Source organism: Pantoea sp. JZ29 (genome assembly GCF_035190385.1).
Classification (GTDB): Bacteria; Pseudomonadota; Gammaproteobacteria; order Enterobacterales; family Enterobacteriaceae; genus Pantoea; species Pantoea stewartii.
In genome coordinates this window covers 1,894,474-1,914,482 of record NZ_CP045241.1, presented here as the reverse complement: position 1 = coordinate 1,914,482, position 20,009 = coordinate 1,894,474, and the positions used below count along the sequence as shown (strand labels likewise).

The following is a 20,009-nucleotide window of genomic DNA, read 5'->3' as shown; positions in this document are numbered from 1 at the left end:
AAAGGGCCAGCCGACTTATCAGACCTTGCCCCGCGGCTGATTCTACAGGGTCACCCCGGCAGCATTGTCTTTCTTCTCAGCATTTATCCATTCTAACAGATATTTACTCCCTATCCGGTCGGGATAATGCGCCGGTGCAACACTTGCCGCTTTACACTTTTCGCTGTTTACACCGGTTTCGTGGGCCAAACAACAGACGATGCCTTCCCCACCGGCAAACGAACGACCGCAACAGCCTGGTCTGTTACGCGCGGCCCGGCTGTAACTACGATACAGATGAACGGGCTGTTCAGCCTGCCGCGTCGTGACACGCAGAATGGCTGCGTCACTTGCGTCTGGTCAATTAAGCTGGCGCTAGCGTCGAAGGGGGGATGACTTCCTCGGTGAGTCTCAGTATTGTATCTGACAAAAGCGCCTTTACTGGACGTCTTCCGGGCGCAGTGCCACAGTTCTGACACACTCGAATGTATAATAATACCTCTGTGTGGTAATCAGTATCTGACGGGCTAATACCTTAAAAAGTGACGATTCAGCTCAGTTCCAAAATTCAAAGGAATCTCTATGTCCCGACGTTTAAGAAGAACCAAGATCGTAACCACTCTCGGCCCAGCCACTGACCGCGACAACAATCTCGAAAAAATCATTGCTGCTGGTGCCAACGTTGTGCGTCTTAACTTTTCACACGGTACGCCCGAAGATCACCAGATGCGTGCCGATAAAGTGCGTCAGATTGCGGCAAAACTCGGTCGACATGTGGCCATTCTGGGCGATTTGCAAGGCCCTAAAATTCGTGTATCCACCTTTAAAGAAGGTAAAGTCTTCCTGAACGTGGGCGACCGGTTCCTGCTTGATGCGGCACTGGGCAAAGGCGAAGGCGATAAAGAACGCGTTGGCATTGACTATAAAGGTCTGCCCGAGGATGTGGTACCCGGCGATATCCTGCTGCTGGATGATGGTCGCGTCCAGCTGAAGGTGCTGGAGGTTCAGGGCGTCAAAGTGTTTACCGAAGTAACAGTAGGTGGCCCACTTTCTAACAATAAAGGCATCAACAAACTGGGCGGAGGCCTGTCGGCTGAAGCCCTGACGGAGAAAGACAAAGCCGATATTATCACGGCCGCCAAAATCAACGTGGACTATCTGGCGGTGTCCTTCCCGCGTTGTGGTGAGGACATGCACTATGCACGCCGTCTGGCGCGCGATGCGGGCTGTGACGCGTTAATGGTCGCGAAAGTAGAACGTGCCGAAGCGGTCGCCTCGCAGGAAGCCATGGATGACATCATTCTGGCCTCTGACGTGGTGATGGTTGCCCGTGGCGACCTGGGCGTGGAAATTGGCGATCCGGAACTGGTCGGGATTCAGAAAGCCCTTATACGCCGTGCGCGCCAGTTGAACCGTACCATCATCACCGCGACACAGATGATGGAATCAATGATCACCAATCCTATGCCGACGCGCGCTGAAGTCATGGACGTCGCCAACGCCGTGCTGGACGGCACCGATGCGGTAATGCTGTCAGCCGAAACCGCTGCCGGTCAGTATCCGGCGGAGACCGTTGCCGCCATGGCAAAAGTCTGTCTGGGTGCCGAGAAAATCCCAAGCGTGAACGTCTCTAAACACCGTCTGGATGTGCAGTTCGATAATATCGAAGAAGCGATCGCCATGTCAGCCATGTACACGGCGAATCACCTGCAGGGCGTGACCGCCATTATTACCATGACGGAATCCGGTCGTACGCCATTGATGACCTCACGTATCACATCAGGTTTGCCGATCTTTGCCATGTCGCGCCACGAACGTACGCTGAATATCACCGCGCTGTATCGCGGCGTGACGCCCGTGTTTTTCGACAGCGATAACGAAGGCGTGGCCACCGCCCATGACGCCGTTAATCTGCTGCGTGACAAAGGCTTCCTCGTCTCCGGTGATTTAGTAGTCGTCACGCAAGGGGATGTGATGGGGGCAACCGGCACGACTAACACCGGCCGGGTGCTGCGCGTCGATTAATACCGCTTTTCATACACATCTGTATTACCATTTAAACGCGGCTGCCTTGCAGTCGCGTTTTTTGTTTTTTCATAAGGAGGCCAGATGGCCCGTTATCAACCCATCCGCCAGTTGACCGGACGCGTGATGCTGTTTCCGCTGGCGATGGTGCTTTATGAGTTCGCCACCTATATTGCTCACGATATGATCCAACCCGGCATGTTGCTGGTCACCGCCGAATTCGACGTAGGCGATCAGTGGGTTTCTACCTCTCTCACGGCCTATTTGCTGGGTGGCGTGGTTTTACAATGGCTGCTTGGCCCGTTGTCCGATAAATATGGCCGCAGGCCCGTGCTGCTGTCCGGCATTCTGTTTTTTGCCGCCGCCTGTATTCTGACTACCTGGGTCAGTGACATTGAGCAGTTCGTCAGTCTGCGTTTCCTGCAGGGAATTAGCCTGTGTTTTATTGGTGCGGTCGGCTATGCAGCCATTCAGGAAGCGTTCGAGGAAGCACTGGCCGTGCGCATTATGGCGCTGATGGCGAATGTCGCCCTGCTGGCACCGCTCGCCGGGCCTCTGGCCGGCGCCGCCTGGCTCACGGTCGGAAGCTGGCGCAGTATGTTCTGGCTGTTTGCCGCCTGCAGCGCCGTGGCGTTTATCGTACTCTGGCGGGTCATGCCTGAAACCGCCGGCGATCGTCACCAGTCCATTGCGCTGCCGGTGCTGGCGCGCAATTATGGCCGACTGATAAAAGATCGTCAGGTGATGTTTGGTTCCTTTGCCATCGGACTGGTTTTCATTCCCATTCTGACCTGGGTGGCCCTGTCCCCGGTCATCCTGATGCGTGATGAAGGGCTTTCACGAATGGAGTACGCCCTGCTCCAGCTGCCGGTATTTATGGCAATGATTGCCGGTAACCTGACCCTGAGTAAACTGGTTGGCCGGATGCCGATTGAGCAACCCGTGAAATTTGCCGCCTGGCCCATATTACTCGGGTTAAGCCTTGCTTTATTTGCCACGCTGATAAACACACACAGCTATTTGTTGATCACCGCAGGATTAAGCCTGTACGCGTTCGGCGGCGGGATGGTGAATGCCGGACTTTACCGGCTGACGCTCTATGCCAGCGATGAAGGTAAAGGCAGCGTCGCGGCCATGCTGGGCATGATCAGCATTTTGACACTGGCTACCGGCATTGAGCTGGCGAAGCACTTCTATTTTAGCGGTGGGGTGATCTGGTTTAGCCTGATCAACTTTATCAGTGGTGTCCTGTGGTTTGGCCTGGTGCTGATGTTTCTGCGGGAACGCAGGCGTCACGCCAAAGTAACGCCCGTCTAAATCAGAAAGGCCGCCATGCGGCCTTTCTTTATTTACGAGGATAAAGCTCGTCTCGCGAGTAGGGTTCGACATCACCCGCTTTTCGGGTTTTAAGCAGTTTCAGTATCCAGGTATATTGTTCCGGATGCGGACGCACAAACACTTCTACCTCTTCATTCATCCGGCGCGCCAGTTGACGGTCATCCGCTTCGAGTAAGTCATCCATCGGCGGACGAACGTAAATTTCCAGCTTATGCCTTGCTCCGTTATACACCGGAAACAGCGGCACGACGCGGGCGCGACAGACTTTCATCAACCGGCCAACGGCGGGTAAGGTAGCTTTGTAAGTGGCAAAGAAGTCGACAAACTCACTGTGTTCCGGCCCGTGATCCTGGTCAGGCAGATAATAGCCCCAGTAGCCCTGACGGACCGAACTGATAAACGGCTTAATGCCATCGTTGCGCGCATGCATACGACCACCAAAACGACGGCGGACACGGTTCCAGACATAGTCCACCAGCGGATCGCTCTGGTTATGGAACATCGCGGCCATCATCTGTCCCTCTGAGGCCAGCAGCATGGCCGGAATGTCCACAGCCCAGCCATGCGGCACCAGAAAAATCACGTTCTGCTTGTCGGCCTGCAGTTGATCAATGATTTCCCGACCGTGCCACTCAACCCGCTGTCGGATCTGTGCCGGATCGCGCATACCCAGCTCGGCCATCATGGCCATGGCTTGCGGTGCGGTGGCAAACATCTGATCGACGATCGCGTCACGCTGAGATTCGCTTAATTCAGGCAGGCAGTAATAGAGATTGATGAGCGCACGGCGACGCGCGCCCTTCGCCAGCTTACCAGCAAACTTGCCGAGCCCTCCCAGAAGCGGATCGCGCACGCGAGGCGGCATCAATGCAATACCCGCCAGCGCGCCAATGGCCAGCCAGCTGCCCCAGTATTTTGGCTTTAAAAAAGAACGTTCAAAAACGGGAATAAATTCAATGTTATTTTTTTTACGGGTTTCCATGCACTCGCCTCAATCAATGACGGGCTAATGATAGTGGCGACGAGTAAATTTGCAATCATCCTGCGCCAGAGATAAAAAAGTCGACGGCCATGCCGTCGACGTTATCAAAGTATTTACTTCATCCCCAACTGCGGTAACCAGCCTTTGACCTGAGCAAGATACTGCGAACGATCTTTGCCCGTCAGACCTTCCATGCGCGGCAGCTTGGCCGTCAGGGGATTAACAGCCTGATTATTAATCCAGATCTCAAAATGCAGATGCGGTCCGGTTGAACGGCCGGTATTGCCGGAGAGCGCAATACGATCGCCACGCTTTACCTTTTGCCCCGGTTTCACCAGCACTTTTTTAAGGTGCATGTAACGCGTCATATACTGACGGCCGTGACGGATGGCCACATAGTTACCGGCGGCACCGCCGTTTTTGGCCACCACGACTTCGCCATCGCCCACAGCCAGCACAGGCGTACCAACCGGCAGCGCGAAATCGACACCTTTGTGTGGTGCAATTCGGCCCGTCACCGGATTAAGACGGCGCGGATTAAAGTTCGACGAGACACGATACTGTTTCACAGTGGGGAAACGCATAAAGCCTCGCGCCAGGCCCGCACCGCTGCGGTCGTAATATTTGCCGTCTTCGGCCCGGAACGCGTAATAATCTTTGCCGCCGCTGCGCAAACGCACACCCAGTAGCTGGCTTTGCGCGCTCTTGCCTTCCAGCATTTCGCGCGACATCAGCACGCTGAATTTATCGCCCGCGCGTAACTTACGAAAATCCATCTGCCACTGCATGGCTTTGATCACGCTGCTGGCCTCTGCACTGCTTAAACCGGCACGCATAGCGCTGGCGGCGAAGCTGCCGCGGACTTCGCCCTGAATCACACTGTTGCGCCATTCACCCTTTTGCATCTGCGACTGCATGCTAAAGCCACCTTTATCGGTGCGCGTATAGGTGCGGGTTTCACGACGCGAGATTTCCCAGGTAAAGGTATCCAGTGCGCCGGCATCATTGAGCGTCCAGCTGAGCTGCTGACCGACCTGCAAATTACGCAGATCTTTATCGCTGGCCACCAGCGCATTAATGTCGCTCATGTCGATGCCATACTGGTTCAGTGCGCTGCTGAGCGTGTCACCAGAGGAGACGGTGTAATCGTGCGTGCCTGCCGTATCGGCGACATCCTGATCGACGTCGTCTGAAGGCAGTTCTTCATCGGGTTCGGGCGTGGTTTGATCGATAGGTTCACTGGCTTCAGGAAGCAGTGTGCGAAACTCGTTTTTGTCTAACTCAATGGCTTTGACGATGGGCGTAACATCATCATTCGGATGGTAAACATAAGGCCGCCAGACTGCGACGGCCAGAGTAACAACGGTTAACGATCCCAGCATAACGCGGTGGGGGCGCGGCAAATTATTAAATGCGAGGGCGACAGAGCGGGCTATCTGCTGCACGTTAAACTATTCCTCTATGCTCCTTTCAGGCAGGTCTCATACTGGCTCGACAGCTGTGAGAGGAATTTCACATAGCTGTCTTTTCCTAAGCTGATGTCTGTGCCCAGTGGATCGAGCGTGCCTTTACGCACCTGCGTTCCACGGGCAACAGCATCGATGACCGCCGGCCTGAATTGTGGCTCAGCAAAGACGCAAACGGCCTTTTTCTCAACCAACTGTGTTCGAATTTGATGTAAGCGCTGTGCACCCGGTTGAATTTCTGGGTTAACGGTAAAATGCCCGGTGGGCGAGAGACCGTAGTGTTTTTCAAAGTACGTGTAAGCGTCGTGAAAAACGAAATACCCTTTATCTTTAACGGGGGCAAGCTGTGAGATAATGCGCTTATCTGTGTCCGCTAATTCTGCCTCAAAATGCTGCAGGTTGGCGTCAAGTTTGGCTTTATCCTGCGGCATAAGTTCCAATAATTTTTCATGGATTGCAACCGCGGTTTTTTGCGCGATTTCAGGTGACATCCACAAGTGCATATTAAACTCACCGTGATGGTGATGATGCTCTGCATCGTGATCGTGCTCTGCTGCCTCATGGTCATCGTGATCATCGTCTTCACCGCCCCGCAGCAGCATCGTTTTTACGCCGGGAATTTGTACTATCTCAAGATTCTTTTTTTCTGGCAGGGCGGCGGCTGATTTGGTCATAAACGCTTCCATTTCTGGTCCCACCCAGACCACTAAGTCCGCGTTTTGTAAGCGTTTTACATCAGACGGACGCAGGGCATAATCATGTTCGGATGCGCCATCAGGCAGCAAGACCTCCACCGGTGTTACCCCGTCCGCAATCGCAGAGGCAATGAAGCCAACAGGCTTAATGGAGGCCACTACATTGGCATGAGCGGGCAAAGCAACGGCGGTAGCAAAAGCAAGCGCAGCCAGGGTAAAACCCACCCCTTTTTTATTATGTAACATAATGCGTCATTCCTTCGTCATCAACAGATTGGATGTGATATTATAACATTCGAAATTCTGCGCAACCTGTAAATCTTATGCCATCACTTGTCACACTTGAAAATGTCTCCATCCAGTTTGCTCAACGCACCGTCCTGTCTGGCGTGAGCCTGGCGCTTCATCCTGGTAAAATTTTGACGCTGCTGGGTCCCAATGGCGCGGGTAAATCGACGCTGGTGCGCGTGGTACTCGGCCTGCTCGCGCCCTCATCCGGTCAGGTGCATCGCAGTGCGAACCTGCGTATTGGTTATGTGCCCCAGAAACTGCACATCGATCCGACGTTACCGGTCACTGTCGAGCGTTTTATGCGTTTGTCACGTGGTGCACGTCATCAGGACATTCTGCCTGCGCTCAAACGCGTTCAGGCCGGTCACCTGCTGACCTCTCCCCTGCAGAAACTGTCCGGCGGCGAAATGCAGCGCGTCCTGCTTGCGCGTGCGCTGCTTAATCAGCCACAGTTGCTGGTGCTGGATGAGCCGACACAGGGCGTGGACGTCAATGGTCAGGTCGCGCTCTATGATTTGATTAACCAGCTTCGTCATGAGCTGAACTGTGCGGTATTGATGGTCTCTCATGATTTGCATCTGGTCATGGCCAAGACAGACGAAGTACTGTGCCTCAATCATCATATCTGCTGTTCCGGCACGCCCGAGGCTGTCTCCCAGCATCCGGAATTTATTGCCATGTTTGGGCCACGCGGCGCGCAGGAACTGGCTATCTATCGTCATCACCATAATCATCGTCACGACTTAAAGGGACGTATCGTACTTCGCAAGGGACCGGGTCCACTATGATTGAATTATTGCTACCGGGCTGGCTGGGCGGCGTCATGCTGGCGCTGGCTGCCGGTCCTCTGGGTTCGTTTGTCGTCTGGCGCAAGATGTCTTACTTTGGCGACACGCTGGCGCATGCCTCACTGCTGGGCGTTGCGTTTGGTTTAATGCTGGATGTAAATCCTTATTATGCCGTGATTCTGGTCACGGTTTGTCTGGCGCTGGGGCTGGTCTGGCTGGAACGCCGACCGCATCTGGCCATTGATACCTTGCTGGGCATTATGGCGCACAGTGCGCTGTCACTGGGACTGGTGGTCGTCAGCCTGATGTCGAATGTGCGGGTCGATTTGATGGCCTACCTGTTCGGCGATTTGCTGGCGGTCACCCCTGCCGATCTCGGGGCAATGGCTGCGGGCGTAGGTTGTGTTTTAGCGGTCATGGCCTGGCAGTGGCGCGCGTTGCTGTCGATGACCATCAGCCCCGAACTGGCGCAGGTCGATGGGGTGAATATTCAACGCACCCGGTTAATCCTGATGCTGGTGACCGCGCTGACTATTGGCGTGGCGATGAAATTTGTCGGGGCGCTGATCATCACCTCGCTGCTGATTATCCCGGCTGCGACGGCGCGACGCTTTGCACGTTCACCGGAAATGATGGCCGCAATTGCGGTGCTGATCGGGGTAATGGCAGTGACCGGCGGGTTAACCTTCTCGGCGTTTTATGACACGCCTGCGGGGCCGTCTGTGGTGCTGTGCGCAGCCATACTGTTTATCGTCAGTATGGTGCGCAAACCGGCGCTGTGATTACGCCTCTTTGGTGATACCGAAATGACGGTAAGCATGCTGCGTGGCCATCCGGCCGCGCGGTGTGCGTTGAATAAAGCCCTGCTGAATCAGGAAGGGCTCGATGACATCTTCAATCGTTTCCCGCTCTTCACCAATCGCCGCCGCAAGGTTATCCAGACCCACCGGCCCGCCGGTGAATTTATCAATAATCGCCAGCAGCAGTTTACGATCCATATAGTCGAAACCTTCGCTGTCAACGTTAAGCATGTCCAGCGCGGTCACTGAGACTTCGCCGCTTAAGTTACCGTTTGCCCGCACTTCTGCAAAATCACGCACCCGGCGTAACAGTCGGTTAGCAATACGCGGCGTGCCGCGAGAGCGACGGGCGATTTCTAGGGCTCCCTCCTCGCTCAGCGCCAGACCCAGACAGGCGGCACTGCGCCCGACAATATGCTGCAAATCTTTCACCTGATAGAATTCCAGCCGCTGCACGATACCAAAACGATCTCGCAGGGGCGACGTCAGTGAGCCCGCGCGCGTAGTGGCACCAATCAGCGTAAACGGCGGCAGATCAAGCTTAATCGATCGCGCTGCCGGACCTTCGCCAATCATGATATCCAGCTGATAGTCTTCCATCGCCGGATACAGTACTTCTTCAACGACCGGTGACAGGCGGTGAATCTCATCAATAAACAGCACATCATGCGGCTCAAGGTTGGTCAGCATCGCCGCCAAATCGCCCGCTTTCTCCAGCACCGGACCGGAGGTGGTGCGCAGATTGACGCCCATCTCATTAGCCACAATGTTCGCCAGGGTGGTTTTTCCCAGCCCGGGTGGGCCAAAAATCAGCAAATGGTCCAGCGCATCGCCACGCAGTTGGGCCGCTTTGATAAAAATTTCCATTTGCTCCCGCACCTGCGGCTGGCCGACATACTCGGTCAGCATCTTAGGCCGGATGGCGCGGTCGAGGCTCTCTTCTTCGCTAACGCTGGCGGCGGAGATCAGGCGATCGGCTTCAATCATGAATTACCTCAAATAGCGGCGCGGAGCGCTTCGCGAATTAATGTTTCACAATCCGCGTCAGGGCGACCCACTTTGCTGATCATGCGGCTCGCTTCCTGCGGTTTATAACCCAGGGACACCAGCGCTGCAACCGCTTCCGCTTCGGCGTCGTTGGTTTCGGGTTCCGGGCCCGGCGTGGTCAGCGTAAAGGCCGAGTCACCGCCAAACAGATCGCCATGCATCCCTTTAAAGCGATCCTTCATCTCGACAACCAGACGCTCGGCGGTTTTCTTGCCCACACCCGGCAGTTTGACCAGTGCGGCAATCTCTTCTTTTTCCACCGCCGTGACAAACTGCTGAGCGGACATGCCCGACAGAATAGCGAGCGCCAGTTTCGGCCCAACGCCGTTGACTTTTATCAGTTCACGAAACAGGGCACGTTCCTGTTTGCTGTTAAAGCCGAACAGCAGTTGCGCGTCTTCACGAACCACAAATTGCGTAAAGATTATCGCTTCGTGATTAAGCTCAGGCAGTTCATAAAAACAGGTCATTGGCATATGGACTTCATAACCAACGCCATGCGCCTCCAGCAGGACCAGCGGTGGCTGCTTTTCCAGAATGGTTCCCCGTAAACGACCTATCACCTGATGCCTTCCTTATTTAACGTATGTGGCGGAATTTATACCATAAAAAAGGCTGGATGAATATCCAGCCTGACGGGCATATTGCGGGGGTTGCCGTTAGCGCTGCCGCAGCCGGCCGCGGGTCAGCACCAGCGTGTTCTCACTCATGCGCGCGGCATTCTGTGCAACATGGCAGTGCGTAATCGCGATAGCCAGCGCATCGGCGGCATCAGCCTGCGGACTGGCTGCAAGCTTCAGTAAAGATTTGACCATATGCTGAACCTGACTTTTTTCTGCCCCGCCGGTTCCGACAACCGTCTGCTTCACCTGACGTGCGGCATATTCGAACACCGGCAGGTCATGGTTTACCGCCGCGACGATGGCGGCACCGCGCGCCTGGCCAAGCTTCAGCGCCGAGTCGGCGTTCTTCGCCATAAACACCTGCTCGATGGCGAAAAAATCAGGCGAAAACTGCGTGATAATTTCGCAAACGCCAGCATAGATCAGCTTCAGGCGCGCCGGCAATTCTGTCGTATTGGTGCGGATACAGCCGCTGCCCAGATAGGTGAGCTGGCGGCCGGTCTGACGAATCACCCCGTAACCGGTGACGCGTGAACCGGGGTCAATCCCCAGGATAATAGACATGACGCGTCTCCAGCCAGCGATGAAAGCGGTACAGCATTACAGCGTTTCCGCCACCTCATCGGAGATCTCACCGTTGTGATAAACCTCCTGCACGTCGTCGCAGTCTTCCAGCATATCGATCAGACGCAGCAGTTTCGGTGCGGTTTCCGCATCCATTTCCGCTTTGGTTGACGGAATCATCGCAACTTCCGCCGTATCCGCTTTCAGACCGGCGGCTTCCAGCGCATCGCGCACGGTGCCCATCTCTTCCCAGGCGGTGAAGACATCGATAGCGCCATCATCATACGCCACCACGTCCTCTGCACCGGCTTCCAGCGCGGCTTCCATCACCGCATCTTCATCCTGGCCTGGCGCGTAAGAAATCACGCCTTTTTTGCTGAACAGGTAAGACACGGAGCCATCGGTTCCCAGGTTGCCACCGGTTTTGGTGAACGCATGACGCACTTCACCCACCGTACGGTTTCGGTTATCACTCAGGCACTCGATCATGATGGCCGATCCCCCCGGACCGTAACCTTCATAGATGATGGTTTCCATGTTGGAATCATCTTCGCCGCCCACACCGCGTGCAATCGCACGGTTCATGGTATCGCGTGTCATGTTATTAGACAGCGCTTTGTCCATGGCAGCACGTAAACGTGGGTTAGAACCGGGATCGCCCCCACCCAGTTTCGCGGCGGTCACCAGCTCGCGAATGATTTTGGTAAAGATTTTACCGCGCTTGGCATCCTGAGCAGCCTTGCGGTGCTTGGTATTCGCCCATTTACTATGTCCAGCCATCTTGCATATTCTCCGATCTTAACAATCGCACGGGCTATCTGACTTACGATCCGCCTCCCGACAGTGCCTGCCATCCTCACGTCGTTATAAACGTTCCGGTTGCGCTGCACTGACAGTCGCGGCTTCGCGATACCGATGATGCCCGACTCTTCAATTTTAACGGCGCCGGTTTATCACCGGCACCCGGTTTAGGGAACGAAGGATGAGCTTCGTCGAATTCGTGAAATTTAACGTTACTGCCGCCTGAAAAACGCGTTACGGCAGGCATTCAGATAAATTCCTCAATCGCCTGGCGGTTACTCCAGGACTTGGTCAGGGCAGCAGCAGCGGCGGGCTCAAGCCAGCACGCGGCAAGATGCTCGGTAAGCACCAGGTCGCGCTCTGCGGGTAACGCCAGCCTGAACCAGTGTTCACGGTTATGCGTGATGCCCGGTGCGTAACGGTGGCGATAGTGCGGGAAAATTTCAAACTCGATCTGTTTGTGACAGTCTTCCAGCACTAACTTTTCGTCCGCAATGTTGATGGACAGCTCCTCTGACACCTCACGCTCGGCCGCCTGGCGTGGGGTTTCCCCGACTTCCAGGCTGCCTGTGACCGACTGCCAGAAGCTGGCATCATCACGTCGCTGCAGCATTAACACCCGGCCAGTATCTTGCGCAAAAATCACCACCAGCACCGATACCGGATGTTTATTGCCCATTACTTGTTCTCTGACTTTTCTTTCTTCGGCGCCACCAGAATGCCCAGATCCAGCAACGCGGCAGGATTGGCTTCGCTCGGTGCTTCGGTCATCATGCACGCGGCGGCGGTGGTTTTCGGGAATGCGATAACATCGCGAATGTTATCGGTGCCGGTCAGCAGCATCGTCAGGCGATCCAGACCAAATGCCAGGCCCGCGTGCGGTGGTGTACCGTATTTCAGCGCGTCAAGCAGGAAGCCAAACTTCAGGCGCTGCTCCTCTTCGGTGATCCCGAGGATACTGAACACCGTCTGCTGCATTTTGCTGTTGTGAATACGCACGGAACCGCCGCCCACTTCGTAGCCGTTAATCACCATGTCGTAGGCATTTGCCACCGCCTGAACCGGATCGCTGGCCAGCGCCTCTGCGGTCATGTCTTTCGGTGAGGTGAACGGATGGTGCATCGCAGCCAGACCGCCCTCTTCATCTTCCTCAAACATCGGGAAGTCGATTACCCACAGCGGTGCCCAGGCGTTTTCGTCGGTGATCCGCAAATCGCGGCCGACTTTCAGGCGCAGCGCACCCAGCGCATCCGCCACGACTTTCGCGCGATCGGCACCGAAGAAGATCAGGTCGCCATCCTGTGCGCCCGTGCGGTTCAGTATCGCTTCCACGATGTCGGCACTGAGGAACTTGGCCACCGGACTCTGCACGCCCTCGAAGCCGTTGGCACGTTCGTTAATCTTCATCCACGCCAGCCCTTTGGCCCCGTAGATTTCAACAAACTTGCCGTATTCGTCGATTTGCTTACGCGTCAGCGCCGCACCGCCGGGCACACGCAGCGCAGCTACGCGGCCTTTCGGGTCATTAGCGGGACCCGCGAAGACCTGGAATTCGACGCTTTTCAGCAGATCGCCTACGTCCACCAGCTCCATCGGGTTGCGCAGGTCAGGCTTATCCGAACCAAAGCGATGCATGGCTTCGGCAAAGGTCATCTGTGGAAACGCCCCCAGATCCACCCCTTTGATGTCCATCCACAGTTCACGAATCAGACGCTCCATCTTCTCACGCACCTGTTCGGCGGTCATGAAGGAGGTTTCAACGTCGATCTGGGTAAACTCTGGCTGACGATCAGCACGCAGGTCTTCATCACGGAAGCACTTAACGATCTGATAATAGCGGTCGAAGCCGGACATCATCAGCAGCTGCTTGAACAACTGCGGTGACTGCGGCAGCGCATAGAACTTCCCTTTGTGCACACGGCTGGGCACCAGATAGTCGCGCGCGCCTTCTGGCGTTGCTTTAGTCAGCATCGGCGTTTCAATATCCAGAAAGCCTTCGTTATCCATAAAGCGACGCACAAAGCTGGTGATTTTCGCACGGGTTTTCAAACGCTGCGCCATCTCCGGACGACGCAGGTCCAGATAGCGATACGTCAGACGCGCTTCTTCGCTGTTGGTCTGGTTAGAATCCAGCGGCAGAGGGTCAGCACGGTTGATGATGGTCAGCGCGTGGGCGAACACTTCCACGTCGCCGGTCGCCATGTCGCTGTTTCGGTTCTTTTCGTCACGGGCACGGACGGTACCGGTGATCTGGATACAGAATTCGTTACGCAGTTCAGATGCCAGCTGGAACGCCTCTTGATGATCGGCATCGAAAAACACCTGGGCGATGCCTTCACGGTCGCGCATATCGATAAAGATCAGGCTTCCCAGATCGCGACGGCGATTGACCCAGCCGCAAAGCGTAACTTGCTGACCCACATGAGACAGATTGAGCTGTCCACAATACTCTGTACGCATAACACTATCCTTTTAACTTCGCCGCTGCAGCAGACAGCACCAGGCCGCGTAACCTTATCAGGTGCTGTCGCAAAAAAGGCCGCTATTATAATGGAAAAAGGCTGACAGGATAAGTGGAGCCACGCTAAAGCACGGCATTTCCTGTTCCCTTTTCACCGGGTTGCGTCAATATACTGCCTTACAGGATAATTACCATCACACTCAACGACAGGAGTCAGGCGTGACACTTCGTATCGGTTTGCCGCAATGGCACCACGCACACTGGAAACGCTGGGGAATTGAAACTCTGGCGGACTACGCGCGTTATTTCCAGACCGTTGAGGGCAATACCACGCTGTATGCACTGCCGGATCCCGAAACCGTGTTGCGCTGGCGGGATATGACGCACGATCAGTTTCGCTTCTGTTTTAAATTCCCCAGCACAATCAGCCATCAGGCAGCACTGCAAAACACCGATGACTTACTGACCGACTTTTTTCGCCTGATGCATCCGCTTGCCGATCGCATCGGTCAGTACTGGCTCCAGTTGCCTGCCAGCTTTTCTCCCGCCCAACTCAGCGATCTGTGGCGTTTTCTGGATAGTCTGCCCGCCTCTTTTTCCTATGGCGTGGAAGTGCGGCATGCCGTTTTTTTCGCGAAAGGTGAGGCTGAGCGCGCGCTGAATCGTGGCCTGCTCCAGCGCGGCGTCAATCGTGTGGTGCTGGACAGTCGTCCGGTTCACGCCTCAACGTCACAAAGCGCGGCGGCGCTGCACGCCCGCCAGCAAAAGCCGCGCGTCCCGCCGCATGCGCTGTTAACAGGACCGCGCCCGATGATCCGCTTTGTCGGCAGCGATAGTCTTGAAGAAAGCCTGCCGCTGTTTCGCATCTGGCTGACGAAACTGGCTGAATGGCATACGCAAAGTGAACCGCTGGTCTTCATTCACACGCCCGACATGGGCCAGGTCTTTCCGCTGGTGCAGGCCTTGTGGCCTGAACTGCAAAAAATTGATGCCAGCATCGGTCCCGGGCCGGACTGGCCGCAACAGGATTCGCTATTCTGATAGCGACCGGCAGCATCACACCTCTGGCAAAAGTAAAAATAAGGAATCAATAATGATAAGCGCGTTATATATGGTGATCGGGGCCTTACTGATCATGAAATTTACCCTGAATGTTGTGCGCTTACGGCGACAGCATCATGTGGCTTATGGCGATGGCGGTCATCACGATTTACATATGGCCATCCGGATTCACGGCAATGCCATTGAAACGATCCCGCTGGGGTTATTATTGCTGATTGTGCTGGAGATGAACGGCGCGAATATCTGGATGGTGCACCTGACCGGCATCCTGTTTTTCATTGGTCGGGTGTTGCATGCACAGGGCCTGCGCAACGATGTCATGAGCAAACGCAAATATGGCATGATGCTGACGCTATTCTCGCTGTCCGGTATGGTAATTTTTAACCTGATTTACCTGCCCTGGCCACTCTTGCTCAGCTTGCGTTAATGTTAACGGCGTAAAGGGTGCAGGCCGCGGCAGTTTCTGCCAGAATAGCGCCCTTTCCGCCGTCTCTTCGGATTTTCGTTATGTCTGATCGCGATCAACTCTTTTCTGCGCCCATTGAAAAACTGGGCGACTGGACGTTTGACGAGCGCGTGGCTGAAGTGTTTCCCGACATGATTCAGCGCTCAGTGCCGGGCTATTCCAACATCATTTCGATGATTGGCATGCTGGCAGAACGTTTCGTCCAGCCCAACAGCCAGGTATTTGACCTGGGCTGTTCACTAGGCGCTGCCACGCTCTCGGTGCGCCGCAATATTCACGTGCCCGGCTGTCAGATTATTGCTGTGGATAATTCGCCGGCCATGGTGGAGCGCTGCCGCCGTCATATCGATGCGTTTCGGGCGGCTACGCCGGTTACGGTCGTCGAAGCGGATATCTGCGATATCGCCATTGAGAATGCGTCACTGGTGGTGCTCAATTTCACCCTGCAGTTTCTTGAACCGCCAGCCCGCCTGACGTTGCTGACCAAAATCTGGCAGGGGCTGAATCCCGGCGGCGCGTTGGTGCTCTCTGAGAAGTTCAGCTTTGAAGATCGTGACGTCGGTGAACTGTTGTTCAACATGCATCATGACTTTAAGCGCGCCAACGGCTACAGCGAACTGGAAATCAGCCAGAAACGCAGCATGCTGGAAAATGTGATGCTCACCGATAGCGTAGAAACGCACAAGGCGCGCCTGAAACAGGCCGGCTTTTCTCACGCTGAGCTGTGGTTTCAGTGTTTTAATTTTGGTTCGTTGGTGGCATTAAAATGATCGACTTTGGCCGTTTTTATCAGCAAATCGCCGTGGGTCCCCTGGCAAAATGGCTGGAGGTGCTGCCTGCGCAAATCAGCGAGTGGCAGCGTGAAAATCTGCACGGGCACTTCCGTGACTGGTACAAGTCGCTGGAATATTTACCCCAGCTGGAACCTCAGCGGCTGGACCTGCTGCACAGCGTCAGCGCCGATCGGGACGATATCAGCGATCGGCACCGTCAGGGCATTGAGAAACTGCTGCGTAATCTGATGCCCTGGCGCAAAGGCCCCTATTCGCTTTACGGCACCGAAATTAATACGGAATGGCGCTCAGACTGGAAATGGGATCGCGTGCTGCCACACATCTCCTCGTTAGCCGGACGCACTGTACTGGATGTGGGCTGTGGCAGTGGCTACCATATGTGGCGCATGATCGGGGCAGGCGCGCACCTTGTGGTCGGTATCGATCCCATGCAGCTGTTTCTGTGCCAGTTCGAAGCCGTCCGCAAGCTGTTAAATGACGACCGCCGCGCCCACCTGCTGCCGCTCGGCATCGAACAGCTGCCGGTGCTTCAGGCGTTCGATACCGTGTTTTCCATGGGCGTGCTTTATCACCGCCGTTCGCCGCTGGATCATCTGATGCAGCTGAAAAATCAGTTAGTGAGCGGCGGCGAACTGGTCCTGGAAACGCTGGTGATTGAAGGCGATGTGAATCAGGTGCTGGTGCCGGGCGAACGCTATGCTCAGATGCGCAACGTCTACTTTATCCCCTCCGCCGAGGCGCTGAAAAGCTGGCTGGAGAAATGCGGCTTTGTCGATGTGCGCATTGTGGACTTTGCCGTAACGACCACAGATGAACAGCGCCGGACCGACTGGATGACCAGCGAATCGCTGGCGGAATTCCTTGATCCTGCGGACAGCAGTAAAACCGTTGAAGGTTATCCCGCACCGCTGCGTGCGGTGCTGGTCGCCACCAAGCCGTAATGCTCAGCGGCGAGACAGCGCCAGTTTCGCCGCGAAGCCAATAAAGACACAGCCCGTCAAACGATCCATGATTGTCAACACGCGTGGCTTCCTGAGCTGTGCCGCAAAATAGTGACTGCTGCCAATCAGCACGCTGCTCCAGATCAATCCAGTCACCATATGTGTCAGGGCCATCAGGGTGCACCAGACCGGGACCGAGCCGCCCTGAGGGATAAACTGCGGTAAAAATGTTACGTAGAAAACGCCCACTTTAGGATTCAGCAGATTCCCCAGTAACCCACGCAGAAAGCAGGCCAGATGCGTTTGCTGCGACGGCGTTTCGGCGGGCAGCGCTGCATTCTGGCGACGCGGATGCCACAGTAACCTGACGCCCAGCCAGAGCAGATAGGCTGCGCCAGCCCACTTCAGCAGGTTATACGCCGTTTCCGATGCCAGCAGCAGCGCCCCCAGCCCCAGCCCGACCGCAATGCCCCACGACAGACAGCCCGTCGCCACGCCCAGCGCGGTCGCACTGGCTCGTCGCCAGCCCTGTGCCGCCGCCGATCGCAAAATTAATGCCGTATCGAACCCCGGCGTCAGGGTCAAAATGATGATCGCAAACAGAAAAGAGAGGAATGAAGTCGTCACAGGCGTACTCCTGATTAGAAGTGCTTAACAATAACAAGCGTTTTTCACGCTGTACAGACAGCCAGGCGCGATTAACTGCTACGCTTTTTAGTGGCGTTATTAGCGGGCCGGTAACGGTCTCAATTGAAAAACCAGGAGCTACGATCATGAGTAAATTTATTTTCTCTTCGCCTCGCAAATATGTACAGGGTGCGGGCGTGCTCGATGAACTGGGAGAGTATGTCACGGAATTGGGCAATCACGCTTTCGTGGTGGCTGACGATGTCGTCTGGGGGCTGATTGGTGAGCGGGCGCAGTCTACGCTGGAAAAAGCGGGCATTACCCTCAGCCGTCAGCAGTTCAATGGCGAAGCCTCCAGTAATGAAATTACCCGGTTAAGTCAGCATGCGCAGCAGCAGGGCTGTAACGTGGTGATTGGTTTGGGTGGCGGCAAAACGCTGGATACGGTAAAAGCCGTGGCCGATGAACTCAAACAGCCGGTAGTGATTGTGCCCACCATTGCCTCAACCGATGCGCCCTGTAGCGCGCTGTCTGTTATCTATTCCGACAGTGGCGTTTTTGAAAGCTACCGTTTCTACAGTAAAAATCCCGATCTGGTGTTAATTGATACCGCCGTGTGCGCCGCCGCGCCCGCCCGCCTGTTCGCGTCCGGCATCGCCGATGGTCTGGCGACCTGGGTGGAAGCCCAGGCGGTGGCCCGTAGCCATGCGAAATCGATGGTCAATGGCGATCCGACTATTGCCGGTCTTGCCATTGCCCGGGCCTGTGAAGAGACGCTGCTGACGTGGGGCTACAGTGCCTATATCGCCGTCTCGGAAAAACGCGTCACGCCAGCGGTAGAAGCGGTAGTGGAAGCCAATACATTGCTGTCCGGTTTAGGCTTTGAAAACGCCGGTCTGGCAGGTGCGCACGCGATTCATAACGGATTCACCGCGATTGACGGCGATATCCACCATCTTACTCACGGTGAAAAAGTGGCCTACGGTACGTTAACTCAGATGGTGCTTGAGCAGCGTCCCGATGAAGAAATTGCCCGCTACATCCGCTTCTACCGTTCGATCAATATGCCGACCACGTTAAAAGAGATGCATCTGGACGGGGTGAGCTGGGAAGATCTGGTAAAAATCGGCGCGCTGGCGAACAGCGAGGGCGATACGCTGAAAAACCTTAATCCTAACCTGGCACCGGAACAGATCGCCCATGCGCTGCTGGGCCTGGATGCGTTCAGTAAAACGGTAAAATAGGGGCTATTCCGTCGCCTCAGTAGGTTTGTCCCAGTACTGATACTTATAAACCGCACTGAGGTGACGCTGCACCGTGCCTTTCTCAAAAACTTCGGTTTCATTCAGGTAACTCAGGGTGCAGTTGCCCTTGTCATCCCAGAACTGGCATTCATCCACGGTGCGCAGAGTGCTGACGTCGGTTGATGCCGTGCCGTTCAGGCGCAGCTCCCGCCCTTTATCGTCATAGGTATAGGTGTCTTTTCGCCGGGCAGAGGTGGTGCGGGTGACAAGGCCCTGCGGACTCCACGCGTAACGGTATTCCCCGTTGCTGACGGGATCGGTTCCGCGCGCAATGCTTTTCAGCAAACGATAGTGTTTATCGTAGCGGTACGTGGTGTCCGTGAATCCCGATTTGCCCATGCTGATGAATTTGTCTGAAGCGCTGATAATATTGCCGTTTTTTCCCTTGTGCCAGTTGATGGTGCCTTGTCGGTTATCCACCACCACTTCCTTTCCCTGTTTCAGCACTTTTACCAGATACGCATATTCGGCCACCCAACCTTCCTGCACACGCACCAGATGTTGTTCCATGCTCAGAATGACGTTACGCTCATTTTTGTCATAACTGATATCCGCCACCAGCAGGTCGCCACAGGGATCAAACTGCCCCAGCACTCGCTTTTGCGAATTGACGTCTTTGCCAAACTCCCCTGCGACAACCTGACGTACCGCCCCTTTCGCACTGCCGCCCAACAGAATCCAGTTATTACTGTCAGAGACCGCTTTACTGTTTGATTTGCACGCGGCAAAGGTTAAGGGCGCATGGCATCCCATCACGGTGAGAACAGCGGAAAGCAGAATGCATCGCATGGCAGGGCCTCTGACATCAATGTCGATTAGGGTTAAGCTGATGACCCGCAACCGGGGAACAGAACAGGGAAAGCAAAGCCGCGTTGACGGCAAACGGCGACACAGAATGCACGCAATGCGTTGTTTCATCCTCCACTATAGCGGAATACCGGACAAAAAATACCCC

The 20,009-nt window shown here is 55.3% G+C and carries 20 protein-coding genes; 9 read left to right on the top strand and 11 right to left on the bottom strand.

Translation table 11 applies throughout. The annotated features are described in order from the left end of the window. Positions 1–561: 561 nt before the first annotated feature. The gene (pyk, locus tag GC090_RS08905; protein ID WP_033741964.1) at positions 562–2,004 is read left to right on the top strand and encodes a pyruvate kinase; all 1,443 of its coding nucleotides are present in this window, start codon (positions 562–564) and stop codon (positions 2,002–2,004) included. Positions 2,005–2,088: 84 nt separating this feature from the next. Next, on the top strand, positions 2,089–3,321 hold the full coding sequence (locus tag GC090_RS08900) for an MFS transporter (RefSeq protein ID WP_033741967.1): 1,233 nt from the start codon (positions 2,089–2,091) through the stop codon (positions 3,319–3,321). A 28-nt stretch (positions 3,322–3,349) separates the two neighbouring features. Here the strand turns inward: GC090_RS08900 and lpxM are convergent, their stop codons facing one another. The 3 genes from lpxM to znuA form a co-directional block, all read right to left on the bottom strand. Continuing rightward, a complete protein-coding gene (gene lpxM / locus GC090_RS08895; protein ID WP_039343145.1) occupies positions 3,350–4,324 on the bottom strand; it encodes a lauroyl-Kdo(2)-lipid IV(A) myristoyltransferase in 975 nt (324 codons plus the stop codon). A gap of 113 nt (positions 4,325–4,437) precedes the next feature. Continuing rightward, the gene (gene mepM / locus GC090_RS08890; RefSeq protein WP_033741971.1) at positions 4,438–5,769 is read right to left on the bottom strand and encodes a murein DD-endopeptidase MepM; all 1,332 of its coding nucleotides are present in this window, start codon (positions 5,767–5,769) and stop codon (positions 4,438–4,440) included. Between the two features lie 14 nt (positions 5,770–5,783). Continuing rightward, positions 5,784–6,731: a zinc ABC transporter substrate-binding protein ZnuA gene (gene znuA, locus GC090_RS08885; RefSeq protein ID WP_039343147.1), complete on the bottom strand. Its 948-nt coding sequence runs from the start codon at positions 6,729–6,731 to the stop codon at positions 5,784–5,786. Positions 6,732–6,808: 77 nt separating this feature from the next. On the opposite strand from znuA, the gene znuC reads away from it, so the two are divergent. Further along, positions 6,809–7,564 carry a zinc ABC transporter ATP-binding protein ZnuC gene (gene znuC / locus GC090_RS08880; RefSeq protein WP_033741975.1) on the top strand — a complete coding sequence of 252 codons (756 nt, stop codon included), beginning with the start codon at positions 6,809–6,811 and terminating at the stop codon, positions 7,562–7,564. Further along, positions 7,561–8,346 carry a zinc ABC transporter permease subunit ZnuB gene (znuB, locus tag GC090_RS08875; protein WP_033741977.1) on the top strand — a complete coding sequence of 262 codons (786 nt, stop codon included), beginning with the start codon at positions 7,561–7,563 and terminating at the stop codon, positions 8,344–8,346. Before znuC ends, znuB begins: the two co-directional genes overlap by 4 nt. Here znuB and ruvB read toward each other — a convergent pair whose 3' ends face one another. From ruvB to aspS, 6 genes are all read right to left on the bottom strand, one after another. Next, positions 8,347–9,351, bottom strand: a complete 1,005-nt coding sequence (gene ruvB, locus GC090_RS08870; protein WP_006120271.1) for a Holliday junction branch migration DNA helicase RuvB — start codon at positions 9,349–9,351, stop codon at positions 8,347–8,349. A gap of 8 nt (positions 9,352–9,359) precedes the next feature. Further along, positions 9,360–9,974 (bottom strand): Holliday junction branch migration protein RuvA, encoded by a 615-nt coding sequence (ruvA, locus tag GC090_RS08865; RefSeq protein ID WP_006120270.1) that lies wholly within the window; start codon positions 9,972–9,974, stop codon positions 9,360–9,362. 96 nt (positions 9,975–10,070) lie between these two features. After that, positions 10,071–10,598 carry a crossover junction endodeoxyribonuclease RuvC gene (ruvC, locus tag GC090_RS08860; RefSeq protein WP_033741979.1) on the bottom strand — a complete coding sequence of 176 codons (528 nt, stop codon included), beginning with the start codon at positions 10,596–10,598 and terminating at the stop codon, positions 10,071–10,073. A 36-nt stretch (positions 10,599–10,634) separates the two neighbouring features. After that, on the bottom strand, positions 10,635–11,378 hold the full coding sequence (locus GC090_RS08855; protein WP_006120268.1) for a YebC/PmpR family DNA-binding transcriptional regulator: 744 nt from the start codon (positions 11,376–11,378) through the stop codon (positions 10,635–10,637). A 268-nt stretch (positions 11,379–11,646) separates the two neighbouring features. Next, a complete protein-coding gene (nudB, locus tag GC090_RS08850) occupies positions 11,647–12,078 on the bottom strand; it encodes a dihydroneopterin triphosphate diphosphatase (protein WP_054633641.1) in 432 nt (143 codons plus the stop codon). Beyond that, complete coding sequence (gene aspS, locus GC090_RS08845; RefSeq protein ID WP_033741983.1) at positions 12,078–13,859, bottom strand: aspartate--tRNA ligase; 1,782 nt, start codon at positions 13,857–13,859, stop codon at positions 12,078–12,080. The genes nudB and aspS overlap by 1 nt, the downstream gene beginning before the upstream one ends. A gap of 220 nt (positions 13,860–14,079) precedes the next feature. On the opposite strand from aspS, the gene GC090_RS08840 reads away from it, so the two are divergent. From GC090_RS08840 to cmoB, 4 genes are all read left to right on the top strand, one after another. Beyond that, complete coding sequence (locus GC090_RS08840; protein WP_324021398.1) at positions 14,080–14,901, top strand: DUF72 domain-containing protein; 822 nt, start codon at positions 14,080–14,082, stop codon at positions 14,899–14,901. Between the two features lie 52 nt (positions 14,902–14,953). After that, positions 14,954–15,349 carry an MAPEG family protein gene (locus GC090_RS08835; RefSeq protein WP_324021396.1) on the top strand — a complete coding sequence of 132 codons (396 nt, stop codon included), beginning with the start codon at positions 14,954–14,956 and terminating at the stop codon, positions 15,347–15,349. Positions 15,350–15,429: 80 nt separating this feature from the next. Continuing rightward, on the top strand, positions 15,430–16,158 hold the full coding sequence (cmoA, locus tag GC090_RS08830; RefSeq protein ID WP_039343163.1) for a carboxy-S-adenosyl-L-methionine synthase CmoA: 729 nt from the start codon (positions 15,430–15,432) through the stop codon (positions 16,156–16,158). Further along, positions 16,155–17,123, top strand: coding sequence for a tRNA 5-methoxyuridine(34)/uridine 5-oxyacetic acid(34) synthase CmoB (gene cmoB / locus GC090_RS08825; protein WP_006120261.1), 969 nt, complete (start codon positions 16,155–16,157; stop codon positions 17,121–17,123). The genes cmoA and cmoB overlap by 4 nt, the downstream gene beginning before the upstream one ends. A 3-nt stretch (positions 17,124–17,126) precedes the next feature. Here the strand turns inward: cmoB and GC090_RS08820 are convergent, their stop codons facing one another. Then, complete coding sequence (locus GC090_RS08820; RefSeq protein ID WP_006120260.1) at positions 17,127–17,750, bottom strand: LysE family translocator; 624 nt, start codon at positions 17,748–17,750, stop codon at positions 17,127–17,129. Positions 17,751–17,896: 146 nt separating this feature from the next. On the opposite strand from GC090_RS08820, the gene GC090_RS08815 reads away from it, so the two are divergent. Continuing rightward, entirely contained in the window at positions 17,897–18,994 is a 1,098-nt protein-coding gene (locus GC090_RS08815) for a glycerol dehydrogenase (RefSeq protein ID WP_033741989.1), read from the top strand. Between the two features lie 3 nt (positions 18,995–18,997). On the opposite strand, the gene GC090_RS08810 is transcribed toward GC090_RS08815, so the two are convergent. Continuing rightward, entirely contained in the window at positions 18,998–19,843 is an 846-nt protein-coding gene (locus GC090_RS08810) for a hypothetical protein (RefSeq protein ID WP_058701778.1), read from the bottom strand. Between the last annotated feature and the right edge of the window lie 166 nt (positions 19,844–20,009).

What these genes read in the sequence shown, in the direction of transcription:
- ruvB (WP_006120271.1), bottom strand. Translation starts at nt 9,351, where the DNA reads ATGATTGAAGCCGATCGCCTGATCTCCGCCGCCAGCGTTAGCGAAGAA.
- cmoA (WP_039343163.1), top strand. Translation starts at nt 15,430, where the DNA reads ATGTCTGATCGCGATCAACTCTTTTCTGCGCCCATTGAAAAACTGGGC.
- aspS (WP_033741983.1), bottom strand. Translation starts at nt 13,859, where the DNA reads ATGCGTACAGAGTATTGTGGACAGCTCAATCTGTCTCATGTGGGTCAG.
- GC090_RS08815 (WP_033741989.1), top strand. Translation starts at nt 17,897, where the DNA reads ATGAGTAAATTTATTTTCTCTTCGCCTCGCAAATATGTACAGGGTGCG.
- GC090_RS08810 (WP_058701778.1), bottom strand. Translation starts at nt 19,843, where the DNA reads ATGCGATGCATTCTGCTTTCCGCTGTTCTCACCGTGATGGGATGCCAT.
- pyk (WP_033741964.1), top strand. Translation starts at nt 562, where the DNA reads ATGTCCCGACGTTTAAGAAGAACCAAGATCGTAACCACTCTCGGCCCA.
- lpxM (WP_039343145.1), bottom strand. Translation starts at nt 4,324, where the DNA reads ATGGAAACCCGTAAAAAAAATAACATTGAATTTATTCCCGTTTTTGAA.
- nudB (WP_054633641.1), bottom strand. Translation starts at nt 12,078, where the DNA reads ATGGGCAATAAACATCCGGTATCGGTGCTGGTGGTGATTTTTGCGCAA.
- GC090_RS08855 (WP_006120268.1), bottom strand. Translation starts at nt 11,378, where the DNA reads ATGGCTGGACATAGTAAATGGGCGAATACCAAGCACCGCAAGGCTGCT.
- ruvC (WP_033741979.1), bottom strand. Translation starts at nt 10,598, where the DNA reads ATGTCTATTATCCTGGGGATTGACCCCGGTTCACGCGTCACCGGTTAC.
- cmoB (WP_006120261.1), top strand. Translation starts at nt 16,155, where the DNA reads ATGATCGACTTTGGCCGTTTTTATCAGCAAATCGCCGTGGGTCCCCTG.
- znuA (WP_039343147.1), bottom strand. Translation starts at nt 6,731, where the DNA reads ATGTTACATAATAAAAAAGGGGTGGGTTTTACCCTGGCTGCGCTTGCT.
- GC090_RS08900 (WP_033741967.1), top strand. Translation starts at nt 2,089, where the DNA reads ATGGCCCGTTATCAACCCATCCGCCAGTTGACCGGACGCGTGATGCTG.
- GC090_RS08835 (WP_324021396.1), top strand. Translation starts at nt 14,954, where the DNA reads ATGATAAGCGCGTTATATATGGTGATCGGGGCCTTACTGATCATGAAA.
- znuB (WP_033741977.1), top strand. Translation starts at nt 7,561, where the DNA reads ATGATTGAATTATTGCTACCGGGCTGGCTGGGCGGCGTCATGCTGGCG.
- znuC (WP_033741975.1), top strand. Translation starts at nt 6,809, where the DNA reads ATGCCATCACTTGTCACACTTGAAAATGTCTCCATCCAGTTTGCTCAA.